Origin of the sequence: Kitasatospora sp. NPDC051170 (assembly GCF_044455705.1) — a bacterium.
Lineage (GTDB): Bacteria > Actinomycetota > Actinomycetes > Streptomycetales > Streptomycetaceae > Kitasatospora.
The window spans coordinates 1-12067 of the sequence record NZ_JBITFA010000019.1; the positions used below are offsets into that span (position 1 = coordinate 1).

Here is a 12067-nt window from a genome sequence, read left to right on the forward strand (position 1 = left end):
CGACAATCCGGCACGCCTCGGCGTTGCTGTAACCCTGCTGCACGAGCCGGGAGTATGCCTCCCGCTCCCGGGACAGCTTCCTGCGCCCCTGAGCCGTCCGGTCCTTGCGGATCTCGAAGTCCATCCCACCCCTTGAGCTGGGGTGTTGCAACGACTCCTAGAACCCAGGCGCTCCTGCGGGCCCTTCGGCATGGCCGGGGCGCGTCAGCGCTGGGCCGGAACCTCCGCCGCCACGTCGTTGGGGATCGCCCCGCCGAAGCGCCGGTCGCGCCGCGCGTACTGCTCGCAGGCGCGCCACAGGTCACGGCGGTCGAAGTCCGGCCAGAGCACGTCCTGGAACACGAACTCGGCGTAAGCGGACTGCCAGAGAAGGAAGTTGGAGGTGCGCTGCTCGCCGCTGGGGCGCAGGAACAGGTCCACGTCCGGCATGTCCGGGTGGTACATGTACTTGGCGATGGTCTTCTCGTTGACCTTCTTCGGGTCGAGCCGGCCGGCCGCGACCTCCCGCGCGATCGCCTGGGCGGCGTCGGTGAGTTCGGCCCGGCCGCCGTAGTTGACGCACATGTAGAGGGTGACGGCGTCGTTGCCCTTGGTCTGCTCCTCGGCGACCTGGAGCTCCTGGACGACGCTCTTCCACAGCTTGGGCATCCGGCCGGCCCAGCGGATGCGCACGCCCATCGCGTCCATCTCGTCGCGGCGGCGGGCGATGACGTCCCGGTTGAAGTTCATCAGGAACTTCACCTCGTCGGGCGAACGCTTCCAGTTCTCGGTGGAGAAGGCGTACAGCGAGATGTTCTTCACGCCGAGCTCGATGGCACCCGCGAGGACGTCGAGCACGACGGACTCGCCGACCTTGTGGCCCTCGGTGCGCGGCAGCCCGCGCTCCTTGGCCCAGCGGCCGTTGCCGTCCATCACGATCGCGACGTGCTGGGGGACCAGCTCGCCGGGGATCTTCGGGGGCTGTGCGCCACTGGGGTGCGGGGCCGGAAGGTCGTAGTTCCGCTGCTTGCCGCCACCGAAGAGCCGTCGCGCTGCCATGTGCTCACTTCTCCACGTATCTCATCGAGCGGATGCCCCGCTCCAGGTGCCACTGGAGATAGGCAGCGACCAGGCCGCTGCCCTCCCTCCAGTACCGGGGCTCGCAGGAATCGGCCGTCCGCCAGTCCCCTGACAACAGCGCCCCGAGCAGTACCAGTGTCTCAGGGGAGGGTACGGCACATCCCGGCACGCGGCAGTCCGCGCAGAGCACCCCGCCTGCGGGGAGGGAGAAGAAACGGTTCGGCCCGTCCAGGCCGCACTTGGCGCAGTCGGTGAAGCTCGCGCCGTACCCGTTGACCGCGAGCGAGCGCAGCAGGAAGGCGTCCATCACCAGGTGCGACTCGTGCAGCCCGGCAGCCAGCGTGCGCAGCCCGCCCACCAGCAGCAGGTACTGCTGCAAGGCCGGCTCGCCCTCGTTCTCGGCGAAGCGCTCGGCCGTCTCCAGCATCGCGGTGCCGGCGGTGTAGCGGCCGTAGTCGGTGACGATCGAACCGCCGTACGGGGCGATGGTCTCCACCTGGGTGCACAGCGGCAGGCCCCGGCCGACGAGTTCGCTGCCCCGGCTGAAGAACTGCACGTCCACGTGGGAGAACGGCTCCAGGCGGGCGCCGAACTTGGACTTGGTCTTGCGCACCCCGCGCGCCACCGCCCGGACCTTGCCGTGGTGGCGGGTCAGCAGGGTGATGATCCGATCGGCCTCGCCGAGCTTCTGCGCCCGCAACACGACGCCGTCGTCCCGGAAAAGACTCATGCCAGCCATTGTCCCCCAGAGGGAGGACACCCGGACGGCGGGAGGACGCCGGGGCACGGACAGCCGTGTTGCCCGCACCGGGGCCGTGGGGGAGGACCACTGCGGTGCGGGTCACGGCGGGCCCGGGAGGGGGGTGGCCGGGCCCGTTTGTGGGGGATTCGGAAGGTTCGAGGGGACCGGACGGACCGGACGGACCGGCCGGAAGAGCAGGTGCGGCTGGTTCGGCGCCCGCTAGTTCAGCGCCCGCGTGGCCGCCTCCAGCAGCACCGCGACCCGCTCCTGCGGCACGTCCAGACAGCGCCCGACCGCGTCCAGCGCGTCGCGCTCCTGCGGCAGGTAGCGCCCGTCGGAGAGCGCGATCGCCGCGCCCTGGAGGACGAGCCGCTCCCGGCCCTGCTGCGCCAGGTGCGGGGCGATCGGCTGGAGGACGGCGTGCAGCTCGACGGCCAGACCGCCGGACATGCCGTGCGCGTCGTGCAGTTCGCCGCCGAGGCCCGAGAGGGCGGCGAGCGCCGCCAGCACCTGGGCCTCGCCGCAGTCGTCGAAGCCGGCCTCGCGCACCGCCGTGCAGGCCGCCTCGCGGGCCGCACGGCTGGCGGTGCCGCCGGCGGCGAGCATCGCCAGCGCGACGGTGTACTGGGCGTCCCGCAGCATCGCGCCGAGGCGCACGCTGGTGGGCAGCTCCAGGCTCTCGGTCCCGTAGCGGCCGAGGCAGCCGGTGCACTGCACGCCGGCGATCACCGGGCCGAGCGGGACCACCGGGGCGCCGAACAACCGCAGCCACCGCCGGCCGGACTGCCGGCGGTAGTTGCGGTCCCCGCCGCAGCCCGGGCAGAAGAAGTCACCGAGAACGTCCGTCCGCCACTTCGGGCGAACACCCCACAACCTGGTCACGGCGCCACTCCCCAGACATGGCAGGCGCTCCTGCTCGACGACGGGCAGGTCGCGCGACCGGACACCGAGGCCGTCCCACCGACCCGGCTTTCCGGTGGATCGATGTTGCCACGGTTACCGGCACGTGTCAGTACCTGGAACGTCCTCCGATTCGAAAAAATGTGGCGCAGGCCACAGAGCGCCGTACACGCGCCGAAGGGCCGTCCCGCGGGACGGCCCTTCGTCCACCACCCGTACGTGTCAGGCGCGCTGCGCCCTGTTGACGGCGCTGATCATCGCCTTCAGCGAGGCCAGCACGGTGTTGCCGTCGATGCCCACGCCCCACAGCACCTTGCCGTCCACCGCGCACTCCACGTAGGCGGCCGCCTGGGCGTCGCCGCCCTCGCTCAGCGCGTGCTCGGCGTAGTCCAGGACGCGTACGTCCACGCCGATGCGGGACAGCGCGTCGGCGAAGGCGGAGACCGGGCCGTTGCCCGTACCGCTCAGGCGCACCGGCACGCCGTCCACCACGGCCTCGGCGGCCAGCGCGTCCCGGCCGTCCTCGGTGGTCAGGGTGCGCGAACCGGCCAGCGAGATGCGGCCCCAGGGGTTGTTCGTGGTGGGCAGGTACTCGTCCTCGAAGACCCGCCAGATCTCGGCCGGGGTGACCTCGCCGCCCTCGGCGTCGGTCTTGGCCTGGATGATGCGGGAGAACTCGATCTGCATCCGGCGCGGCAGGTCCAGCTTGTGGTCGTTCTTGAGGACGTACGCCACGCCGCCCTTGCCGGACTGGCTGTTGACGCGGATGACGGCCTCGTAGGTGCGGCCGACGTCCTTGGGGTCGATCGGCAGGTACGGCACGCCCCAGGTGTGCTCCTCCACCGGCACTCCGGCGGCCTTCGCGTCGGCCTCCAGGGCGTCGAAGCCCTTCTTGATCGCGTCCTGGTGCGAGCCGGAGAAGGAGGTGTAGACCAGGTCGCCCGCGTACGGGTGGCGCGGGTGGACCTCCATCTGGTTGCAGTACTCGGCGGTGCGGCGCACCTCGTCGATGTCGGAGAAGTCGATCTGCGGGTCGACGCCCTGGGAGAACAGGTTCATCCCCAGGGTCACCAGGTCGACGTTGCCGGTGCGCTCGCCCTGCCCGAACAGACAGCCCTCGATGCGGTCCGCGCCCGCCATGTAGGCCAGCTCGGCGGAGGCGACGGCCGTGCCCCGGTCGTTGTGCGGGTGCACGGACAGGCAGACGAACTCGCGGCGCGACAGGTTGCGCGACATCCACTCGAACTGGTCGGCCTGGACGTTGGGGGTGGCCCGCTCGATGGTGGCGGGCAGGTTCAGGATGATCTCGCGGCCCTCGCCCGGCTGCCAGACGTCCATGACCGCCTCGCAGACCTCCAGGGCGAAGTCCAGCTCGGTGTCGACGAAGATCTCCGGCGAGTACTGGTAGCCGAAGACGGTGTCCTCGCCCAGCAGCTTCTCCGCGTACTCCATCACCAGGCGGGTGCCGTCCACGGCGATCGCCTTGGTGGCGTCCTTGTCGTTGCGGAACACCACCCGGCGGAACAGCGGCGCCGTCGCGTTGTACAGGTGGACGGTCGCGCGCGGGGCGCCGACCAGGGACTCCACCGTCTTCTCGATCAGCTCCTCGCGGGCCTGGGTCAGCACCGAGATGGTGACGTCCTCCGGGATCGCCCCCTCCTCGATCAGGGAGCGGACGAAGGCGTGGTCGGTGGCACCCGAGGAGGGGAAGCCGACCTCGATCTCCTTGTAGCCCATGGCCACCAGCAGGTCGAACATCTTGCGCTTGCGGGCCGGGGACATCGGGTCGATCAGCGCCTGGTTGCCGTCCCGCAGGTCGGTGGAGAGCCAGCGCGGCGCCTTGGTGATGACCTTGCCCGGCCAGGTGCGGTCCGGCAGGTCGACGGTGCCGAAGGGCAGGTAGCGTCCGTGCCGCATGCCGGAGGGCCGCTGCCGCGCGGTGGCGACGGTGATCGGGGTGGGCCGGTCGACGAAGGCCCGGGCGGCGGGGACGGACGCGGCGGAGGTCTGCTCGGTCATGGAGGTGACTCTCGGCTTCCTGTGGATGCGTGGTGCGGGCGGTCGGGGTGGTCTACACCGATTGGCCGGCCTCAGCGGTGCCGCTCGCGATCCGCCGTCGGATCGCCGATGTGCGCGCACAGCTCGTACCCCGCGGCGAGGGAGCCGGCCCCTGTGGGACTACAGGCCCTCGACGCGGCAGCTAAGAAGAAGCAGCCCGTTGCGCATGATGGAGCCCAGCGTAACCCAGGCCCGCGCGCCCCCGAAGTGATCCGGGCTACCGTTCCATCCCTTGAGACGCCCTCCGGTCATGTCAAAGGTGGTGACAACCGGTCATCCAAGCCTCACCCTGGGCCACATGACTGCAGGAGTGCCGCTCTGCGCGATCGTCCCGCCGTACGTCCTGGACCGCCTCGCCGAGGCCGGTCACGAGCCCGCCGTCCACTCCCTCGCCCTCGACGCCGCGCACCGCGCCGCCCGGCTCGCCCCTCCCCCGGCCGCCGCCGCCAGCCCGGACCTCAACCGGGTCATCTGCGACTCCGGCCACCTCCAGCACCTGCCCGGGCGCACCGTGCGCACCGAGGGCCGCCCGCCGGTCTCCGACGCGTCGGTCAACCACGCCTACGACGGCCTCGGCGCCACCTTCGCCCTCTTCTCCGAGGCGTACGGGCGCCGCTCGATCGACGACCAGGGCCTGCGGCTGGACGCCAGCGTCCACTACGGCCGCGACTACGACAACGCCTTCTGGAACGGCCACCAGATGGTCTTCGGCGACGGGGACGGCGAGATCTTCGGCGACTTCACCGCCTGCGTGGACGTCATCGGCCACGAACTCACCCACGGCGTCACCCAGTTCACCGCCGGCCTGGAGTACCACGACCAGCCCGGGGCGCTCAACGAGTCCCTCTCCGACGTCTTCGGCTCCCTCGTCAAGCAGTACGCGCTGCACCAGGACGCCGACGCCGCCGACTGGCTGATCGGCGCCGGCCTGCTCGCCCCCGGCGTCCAGGGCGTCGCGCTGCGCTCGATGAAGGCCCCCGGCACCGCCTACGACGACCCCCGGCTCGGCAAGGACCCGCAGCCCGCGCACCTGCGCGACTACGTCCACACCGCCGAGGACCAGGGCGGGGTGCACATCAACTCCGGCATCCCCAACCACGCGTTCTACCTGCTGGCCACCGCCCTCGGCGGCCCGGCCTGGGAGCGCGCCGGGCGGATCTGGTACGACGCCCTCACCGGCCGCCGGCTGCCCGCCGACGCCGACTTCACCGCCTTCGCCCGGGCCACCGTGGCCGCCGCGAGGGCCCGCTACGCCACCGAGCCCTCGGTGGCCGACACGGTGACGGCCGCCTGGGCCCAGGTGGGGGTGAGCTCCGCCTGAGGCCGCCTTGATCGTCGCTTAAGGTCACGGTCCGGGAAAGGTCCGGCGAACCCATCCCCTGCGTAGCACCATGGACACCATGCGTATCCAGGTGACCCGGACCGGCGGCCTCGCCGGCATCGTCCGACACGCGGAGCTCGACACCGCCGACCGCACGGACGCCCCGCACGTCCACGCCCTCGCCCGCGAGGCCGTCGCCGGCGGGCTGCGCGCGCCCTCGTACGGCGTGCCGGACGGGTTCCACTACGAGATCACCGTCGACGGCCGGACGGTGCACTGCGCCGACCCGAAGCTCAGCGACTCCCAGCGCGAGCTGGTCTCCCTGGTGCTGCGCGAGGGTGCCTGACACCCGCGCCGCACCAGGGGGTTGAGCTCGGAAGCCTCAGAAGCCCAGCTTGCGCAGCTGCTTCGGGTCCCGCTGCCAGTCCTTGGCCACCTTGACGTGCAGGTCCAGGTAGACCGGGGTGCCCAGCAGCGCCTCGATGTGCTTGCGGGCGGTGGTGCCGACGTGCTTGAGCCGCGAGCCCTTGGCGCCGATGACGATCGCCTTCTGGCTCTGCCGCTCGATGTAGACGTTGGCGTGGATGTCCAGCAGCGGGCGGTCCGCCGGACGGCCCTCGCGCGGGAGCATCTCCTCGACCACCACGGCCAGGGAGTGCGGCAGTTCGTCGCGCACGCCCTCCAGGGCGGCCTCGCGGATGAGCTCGGCGACCATGATCTGCTCGGGCTCGTCGGTGAGGTCGCCGTCGGGGTAGAGCTGGTCGCCCTCGGGCAGCAGCTTGGTGAGCAGGTCCGCCACCAGGTCGACCTGCTTGTCGCCGACGGCGGAGACCGGGATGATCTCGGCCCACTCGAAGCCGAGTTCCAGACCGAGCTGGTGGATCGCGATCAGCTGCTCGGCCAGGCGCTTGGAGTCGACCAGGTCGGTCTTGGTGACGATGGCGACCTTGGGGGTCTTCTTGATCCCGGCGATCTCCTTGGCGATGAACTTGTCGCCGGGGCCGAGCTTCTGGTCGGCGGGCAGGCAGAAGCCGATCACGTCGACCTCCGCCCAGGTGCTGCGGACCAGGTCGTTGAGGCGCTCGCCGAGGAGGGTGCGGGGCTTGTGCAGGCCGGGGGTGTCGACCAGCACGAGCTGGGCGTCGGGGCGGTGCACGATGCCGCGCACGGTGTGCCGGGTGGTCTGCGGCCGGTCGGAGGTGATCGCGACCTTCGTCCCCACCAGGGCGTTGGTCAGGGTCGACTTGCCCGCGTTGGGCCGGCCGACGAAGCACGCGAAGCCGGAGCGGAAGGAGGAAGGGGCATTCATGGGCTCCATTCTCCCTGATCACGGGAGCCGCGCCGTCCAGGGGCCCGCCGGGGTCTCTCAGCCCTTGCCCCGGTCGGTGCGGACGAAGGAGAAGATGATCAGCAGCACCAGGAAGGCGAAGGAGCCCCAGAGCCAGAGCGGCGAGCCGGTCTCCTGCCACTTGCCCAGGCCCATGACCCACAGCACCAGCCCGGCGAAGAACGCCAACGCCCCCATGTCCCCAGCCCCTTCACCGATCCCGCTCCCCCGGTGAGATTATCGGCTGAGCCCATGAGGGCAAGGCCCGGCTCCTGAGTCGGCGCTCGAAGCGGCGCTTGAAGCGGCGCTCGAATCAGCGCGCCTCGGCCGCCACCCGCAGCGCCCCGTCCGGGCCCGCCAGCAGCACCGGCGTCCCCGCCCCGCCCAGGTCCCGTACGGCCGCGAGGTCCGCCTCGGCCGGCTCCCGCGCCTCGCTCACCACGGCCGCCGCCTCCAGCGACTTCGCGCCGCTGGCCACCGCCATCGCCACCGCCGTCTGCAGCGCGCTCAGCTTCAGCGACTCCAGCGCGACCGTCCCGGCCACGTAGGTGCGGCCCGTCTCGTCACGCACCGCGGCCCCCTCGGCCACGCCGTTGCGGGCGCGGGCCGAGCGGGCCAGGGTGATGATCTTCTTGTCCTCGGGGTCCAGCTCGACGATGTCACTCATGCCGCCGAGCATAGGCGGCCCGCTTCTCAGTGACCCACGGGGTGGGTCCGGCCGGGATTCGGGTTCAGGACCTTGACGAAGGTCTTCGCCGAGCCGGAGGGCAGCGGCTCCTCGCTCCCGATCCGCTTCCGCCAGAACGGGTTGTCGTGCGGCAGGTGGCTGCTCACCCTGCCGTACATCCCGAAGGTGGTCACGACGATCCCGAAGACGAACGCGAACAGCACGTTCGACATCCGGAAGTTGAGGATGTTGGCGTCCGGGCGCCCCAGCACCGTCAGTCCGTAGAAGCCGGACAGGACGAACAGCACCCCGACCACCAGGTTCAGGTTGGACGCGAAGTTCCCGCCGATCACCGCTCCCAGCAGCAGGACCGCGCCCGCCACGATGGACAGGACGCTCAGCGCCCCGTTGGTCGACAGTCCGGCGATCCGGTCGCCGTGGGTGGCCAGGAAGCCGGGGTGGTCGACCAGCCCCAGGATCCCGAACACGATCAGGAAGATCCCCCCGAGCGCCGCCCCGACCCGCCACACCAGGGCGAGTCGGCGGTCGACCGTGGGCAGTTCGTCTTGCAGCTTCATGGCGACCTCCAGAGGCCCGCGATCCCTAGCTGTAGGGGTGGGCCTTCTGCATGTGCGGCGTCTCGTGCATGTAGAGCGAACCGCACTGCTGGCAGCAGCGCAGCCCGGTCCCCCACTCCTCCTCGGGCCGGGTCTCGGCCTCGGCGGGCATCGTCCGGCCGCAGAGCGCCGTCGACGGGTCCTCGTCCCGCACCACGTGCCAGGACACGGCTCCGCCGGCCGCCCCCTGCGGGCCGTACTCCGCGCGAAGTTTGTGCGTCATGCCCTCCATGGTCGCTCGCCCGCGACCGCCCCGCTACTCGCCCCGCTACTCGGCCGGGTCGGAGGCCGCGCGGTCGCCCGCGCGGACGGGGGTGGCGACCATGGAACCGATGCGGTTGCGGCGCCCGGCCGAGGACTCGGCGGTCAGCAGGATGCCGGTCAGGCCGCCCTCGACGGGCTCGGGCAGGGGGATCTCGCAGGCGGAGCCGGGGATCGGCACGCGGCCCAGGTGCTTGGCCAGCAGGCCGCCCACCGTCTCCACGTCCTCGTCCTCCAGCTCGATGCCGAACAGATCGCCCAGGTCCTCCACCAGGAGGCGGGCGGTGATCCGGTACGAGCCGTCGCCGAGGTCCTCGACGGGGGCGATCTCCCGGTCGTACTCGTCGGTGATCTCGCCGACGATCTCCTCCAGGACGTCCTCGATCGTCACCAGACCGGCCGTGCCGCCGTACTCGTCGATCACGATCGCCACGTGCGAGCGGCGCTGCTGCATCTCGCGCAGCAGGTCCCCCGCGGCCTTGGAGTCCGGGACGAAGACGGCCGGGCGCATCACCGCGCCCACCTCCTCCGACTCGGCGTCCCGGTTGATGTGGGTGCGCCGCACCAGGTCCTTGAGGTAGACGATGCCGACCACGTCGTCCTCGCTGTCCCCGACCACCGGGATGCGCGAGAAGCCCGAGCGCAGCGCCAGGGTCAGCGCCTGGCGCACGGTCTTGTGCCGCTCGATCATCACCAGGTCGGTGCGCGGCACCATCACCTCGCGCACGATGGTGTCGCCCAGCTCGAAGACGGAGTGCACCATCCGGCGCTCCTCGTCCTCGATCAGGTCGTCCTTCTCGGCGAGGTCCACCAGCGCCCGCAGCTCCGCCTCCGAGGCGAACGGCCCCTCCCGGTACCCCTTGCCGGGGGTCAGGGCGTTGCCGAGCAGGATCAGCAGCCGCGGGATGGGCCCCAGCACCGCCGCCAGCGGCAGCAGCACGAAGGAGGCCGCCGTCGCCGTCGACAGCGGGTGCTGGCGGCCGATCGTGCGGGGCGAGACGCCCACCGCCACGAAGGACACCAGCACCATCACCACGAAGGCCAGCAGCACGGCCTGCCAGGTCGGGTGCAGGTTGCGCACGCACACGGCCGTGACCAGCACGGCCGCCGCCATCTCGCTGGCCACCCGGATCAGGGTGGCCAGGTTGAGGTAGCGGAACGGGTCGGAGGCGACGGCCAGCAACCGGTCGGAACCCCGCCGGCCGCTGCGCACCGCCTCCTCCGCCCGGAACCGGGAGACCCGGGAGATGCCCGCCTCGGCGCACGCGGCCAGCCAGCCGAGCACGACGAGGGCCACGGCACCGAGGACGTAGCTCGTACTCTCACCGCTCACAGGGGTTCGGGCCCCGCGCTCAGTGGGTGGTGGGGGCGGGCGAGATGCCCCCGAGGCCGCGCCCGGCCCGCCAGTCGTCGAGGATGCGCTTCTGGAGGGCGAACATCTCCTCCTCTTCCTCCGGCTCCTCGTGGTCGTAACCGAGGACGTGCAGCACGCCGTGGACGGTGAGCAGCTGGAGCTCCTCGTCCATGGAGTGCTGGGAGGGGGCCGCCTTGCCCTGCTGCTGGGCGACCTCGGGGCACAGGACGATGTCGCCGAGCAGGCCCTGGGGCAGCTCCTCGTCCTCCTTGCCGGGGCGCAGCTCGTCCATCGGGAAGGACATCACGTCGGTGGGCCCGGGCAGGTCCATCCACTGGATGTGCAGCTCCTCCATCGCCGCGGCGTCCAGCAGGATCACGGACAGCTCGGACTGCGGGTGGATCCGCATCCTGTCGAGGGCGAAGCGGGCGACGTCGAGGATGGATTCCTCGTCGGCCTCCCAGCCGGACTCGTTGGCGATGTCGATCGACATGACGGGCTGGTTACTCAGCTTTCGGTGCGATGGGACTGTCGGGGTGCGCGCGCCGCGGCGGTCTTGCCGGGGCGGCGCTGGGCCGGCTTGCGGTCGGCCGGAGCGCTCGGCTCGGCCTCCTGCCGCGCGTCCCAGCGCTCGTACGCGTCCACGATCCGGCCGACCAGCTTGTGGCGGACCACGTCGGTGCTGGTGAGGACGGAGAAGTGGATGTCGGGCACGTCGGCCAGGATCTCCTGGACGACCTTGAGTCCGCTGCGGGTGCCGCCCGGGAGGTCGATCTGGCTGGTGTCGCCGGTGACGACCACCCGGGAGTTGAACCCGAGGCGGGTCAGGAACATCTTCATCTGCTCGGGCGAGGTGTTCTGGGCCTCGTCGAGGATGATGAAGGCGTCGTTGAGGGTGCGGCCGCGCATGTAGGCGAGCGGAGCGACCTCGATGGTGCCGGCCGCCATCAGGCGCGGGATGGAGTCGGGGTCCATCATGTCGTGCAGCGCGTCGTAGAGCGGGCGCAGGTACGGGTCGATCTTCTCGAAGAGGGTGCCGGGCAGGAAGCCCAGCCGCTCGCCGGCCTCGACCGCGGGGCGGGTCAGGATGATCCGGTTGACCTCCTTGGCCTGGAGGGCCTGGACGGCCTTGGCCATCGCGAGGTAGGTCTTGCCGGTGCCCGCCGGGCCGAGCCCGAAGGTGATCGTGTGCTTGTCGATCGCGTCGACGTAGCGCTGCTGGTTGAGCGTCTTGGGGCGGATCGTGCGGCCGCGGTTGGAGAGGATGTTCGCGGTGAACACCTCGGACGGCGCCGGGCTGTCCGGGTCCTGCTCCTGGCTGCGGAGCATGGCGATGGAGCGCTCCACGGAGTCCTCCGTCAGGGGCTGGCCGGTGCGCAGCACCAGCATCATCTCGTTGAAGAGCTTCTGGACGAGCGCGACCTCGGCGCCCTCCCCGGTGGCGGTCACCTCGTTGCCGCGGACGTGGATGTCGGCGGTGGGGAAGCCCCGTTCGATCACGCGCAGCAGCGAGTCCGCGGTGCCGAGCAGGGTGACCATCGGGTGCTTCTCGGGGATGACGAACCGGGCGCTGACGCGGCCGTCGTCGGCCGGCTCGGGACGCGACCGTCCGTTGGTACGGGTCTGCGATGTGTCACTCATGGGTCGGCCCTGGGGCCTGCCTCATCCCAATCCGTGGTCTCGTGTGCCGCTCGGTCTCTCCGGGGCACCAGGGTACGCCGCGGACGATCTCGCCGCGGCGGGCGGCGGGGCCGCACGCGA

14 protein-coding genes are annotated in these 12067 nt (G+C 71.3%); 2 read left to right on the top strand and 12 right to left on the bottom strand.

Annotated elements, in window-relative coordinates; translation table 11 throughout:
• Window positions 1-204 precede the first annotated feature (204 nt).
• The 4 genes from ACIBCA_RS31775 to leuA form a co-directional block, all read right to left on the bottom strand.
• Entirely contained in the window at window positions 205-1038 is an 834-nt protein-coding gene (locus tag ACIBCA_RS31775) for an isoprenyl transferase (protein ID WP_396286525.1), read from the bottom strand.
• Window positions 1039-1042: 4 nt separating this feature from the next.
• The gene (gene recO, locus ACIBCA_RS31780; RefSeq protein WP_396286526.1) at window positions 1043-1789 is read right to left on the bottom strand and encodes a DNA repair protein RecO; all 747 of its coding nucleotides are present in this window, start codon (window positions 1787-1789) and stop codon (window positions 1043-1045) included.
• A gap of 231 nt (window positions 1790-2020) precedes the next feature.
• Window positions 2021-2683: a TerB family tellurite resistance protein gene (locus ACIBCA_RS31785; protein WP_396286527.1), complete on the bottom strand. Its 663-nt coding sequence runs from the start codon at window positions 2681-2683 to the stop codon at window positions 2021-2023.
• A gap of 240 nt (window positions 2684-2923) precedes the next feature.
• Window positions 2924-4720 carry a 2-isopropylmalate synthase gene (leuA, locus tag ACIBCA_RS31790; protein ID WP_396286528.1) on the bottom strand — a complete coding sequence of 599 codons (1797 nt, stop codon included), beginning with the start codon at window positions 4718-4720 and terminating at the stop codon, window positions 2924-2926.
• A gap of 337 nt (window positions 4721-5057) precedes the next feature.
• Here leuA and ACIBCA_RS31795 point away from each other — a divergent pair, with 337 nt between their 5' ends.
• Both ACIBCA_RS31795 and ACIBCA_RS31800 read left to right on the top strand, forming a co-directional pair.
• Window positions 5058-6080, top strand: a complete 1023-nt coding sequence (locus tag ACIBCA_RS31795; protein ID WP_396286529.1) for a M4 family metallopeptidase — start codon at window positions 5058-5060, stop codon at window positions 6078-6080.
• A 79-nt stretch (window positions 6081-6159) separates the two neighbouring features.
• Window positions 6160-6426 (top strand): protealysin inhibitor emfourin, encoded by a 267-nt coding sequence (locus ACIBCA_RS31800; RefSeq protein WP_031067909.1) that lies wholly within the window; start codon window positions 6160-6162, stop codon window positions 6424-6426.
• 36 nt (window positions 6427-6462) lie between these two features.
• Here the strand turns inward: ACIBCA_RS31800 and era are convergent, their stop codons facing one another.
• The 8 genes from era to ACIBCA_RS31840 all read right to left on the bottom strand — a co-directional run bounded on the left by era (window position 6463) and on the right by ACIBCA_RS31840 (window position 11845).
• Window positions 6463-7389, bottom strand: coding sequence for a GTPase Era (era, locus tag ACIBCA_RS31805; protein WP_107057094.1), 927 nt, complete (start codon window positions 7387-7389; stop codon window positions 6463-6465).
• A 57-nt stretch (window positions 7390-7446) separates the two neighbouring features.
• Window positions 7447-7605, bottom strand: a complete 159-nt coding sequence (locus ACIBCA_RS31810) for a hypothetical protein (RefSeq protein ID WP_396286530.1) — start codon at window positions 7603-7605, stop codon at window positions 7447-7449.
• A 115-nt stretch (window positions 7606-7720) separates the two neighbouring features.
• Window positions 7721-8074: a cytidine deaminase gene (locus ACIBCA_RS31815; RefSeq protein ID WP_396286531.1), complete on the bottom strand. Its 354-nt coding sequence runs from the start codon at window positions 8072-8074 to the stop codon at window positions 7721-7723.
• 26 nt (window positions 8075-8100) lie between these two features.
• Window positions 8101-8652 carry a DUF4383 domain-containing protein gene (locus ACIBCA_RS31820; protein ID WP_396286532.1) on the bottom strand — a complete coding sequence of 184 codons (552 nt, stop codon included), beginning with the start codon at window positions 8650-8652 and terminating at the stop codon, window positions 8101-8103.
• A 25-nt stretch (window positions 8653-8677) separates the two neighbouring features.
• Window positions 8678-8914, bottom strand: a complete 237-nt coding sequence (locus ACIBCA_RS31825; RefSeq protein WP_396286533.1) for a hypothetical protein — start codon at window positions 8912-8914, stop codon at window positions 8678-8680.
• Between the two features lie 45 nt (window positions 8915-8959).
• Window positions 8960-10285, bottom strand: a complete 1326-nt coding sequence (locus tag ACIBCA_RS31830; RefSeq protein ID WP_396286534.1) for a hemolysin family protein — start codon at window positions 10283-10285, stop codon at window positions 8960-8962.
• A 19-nt stretch (window positions 10286-10304) separates the two neighbouring features.
• Entirely contained in the window at window positions 10305-10799 is a 495-nt protein-coding gene (ybeY, locus tag ACIBCA_RS31835) for an rRNA maturation RNase YbeY (RefSeq protein ID WP_031067899.1), read from the bottom strand.
• 14 nt (window positions 10800-10813) lie between these two features.
• Window positions 10814-11845 carry a PhoH family protein gene (locus ACIBCA_RS31840; RefSeq protein WP_396286648.1) on the bottom strand — a complete coding sequence of 344 codons (1032 nt, stop codon included), beginning with the start codon at window positions 11843-11845 and terminating at the stop codon, window positions 10814-10816.
• Window positions 11846-12067 lie beyond the last annotated feature (222 nt).

What these genes read in the sequence shown, in the direction of transcription:
- ybeY (WP_031067899.1), bottom strand. Translation starts at nt 10,799, where the DNA reads ATGTCGATCGACATCGCCAACGAGTCCGGCTGGGAGGCCGACGAGGAA.
- ACIBCA_RS31795 (WP_396286529.1), top strand. Translation starts at nt 5,058, where the DNA reads ATGACTGCAGGAGTGCCGCTCTGCGCGATCGTCCCGCCGTACGTCCTG.
- ACIBCA_RS31810 (WP_396286530.1), bottom strand. Translation starts at nt 7,605, where the DNA reads ATGGGGGCGTTGGCGTTCTTCGCCGGGCTGGTGCTGTGGGTCATGGGC.
- recO (WP_396286526.1), bottom strand. Translation starts at nt 1,789, where the DNA reads ATGAGTCTTTTCCGGGACGACGGCGTCGTGTTGCGGGCGCAGAAGCTC.
- era (WP_107057094.1), bottom strand. Translation starts at nt 7,389, where the DNA reads ATGAATGCCCCTTCCTCCTTCCGCTCCGGCTTCGCGTGCTTCGTCGGC.
- ACIBCA_RS31840 (WP_396286648.1), bottom strand. Translation starts at nt 11,845, where the DNA reads ATGGTCACCCTGCTCGGCACCGCGGACTCGCTGCTGCGCGTGATCGAA.
- leuA (WP_396286528.1), bottom strand. Translation starts at nt 4,720, where the DNA reads ATGACCGAGCAGACCTCCGCCGCGTCCGTCCCCGCCGCCCGGGCCTTC.
- ACIBCA_RS31820 (WP_396286532.1), bottom strand. Translation starts at nt 8,652, where the DNA reads ATGAAGCTGCAAGACGAACTGCCCACGGTCGACCGCCGACTCGCCCTG.
- ACIBCA_RS31800 (WP_031067909.1), top strand. Translation starts at nt 6,160, where the DNA reads ATGCGTATCCAGGTGACCCGGACCGGCGGCCTCGCCGGCATCGTCCGA.
- ACIBCA_RS31815 (WP_396286531.1), bottom strand. Translation starts at nt 8,074, where the DNA reads ATGAGTGACATCGTCGAGCTGGACCCCGAGGACAAGAAGATCATCACC.
- ACIBCA_RS31775 (WP_396286525.1), bottom strand. Translation starts at nt 1,038, where the DNA reads ATGGCAGCGCGACGGCTCTTCGGTGGCGGCAAGCAGCGGAACTACGAC.
- ACIBCA_RS31825 (WP_396286533.1), bottom strand. Translation starts at nt 8,914, where the DNA reads ATGACGCACAAACTTCGCGCGGAGTACGGCCCGCAGGGGGCGGCCGGC.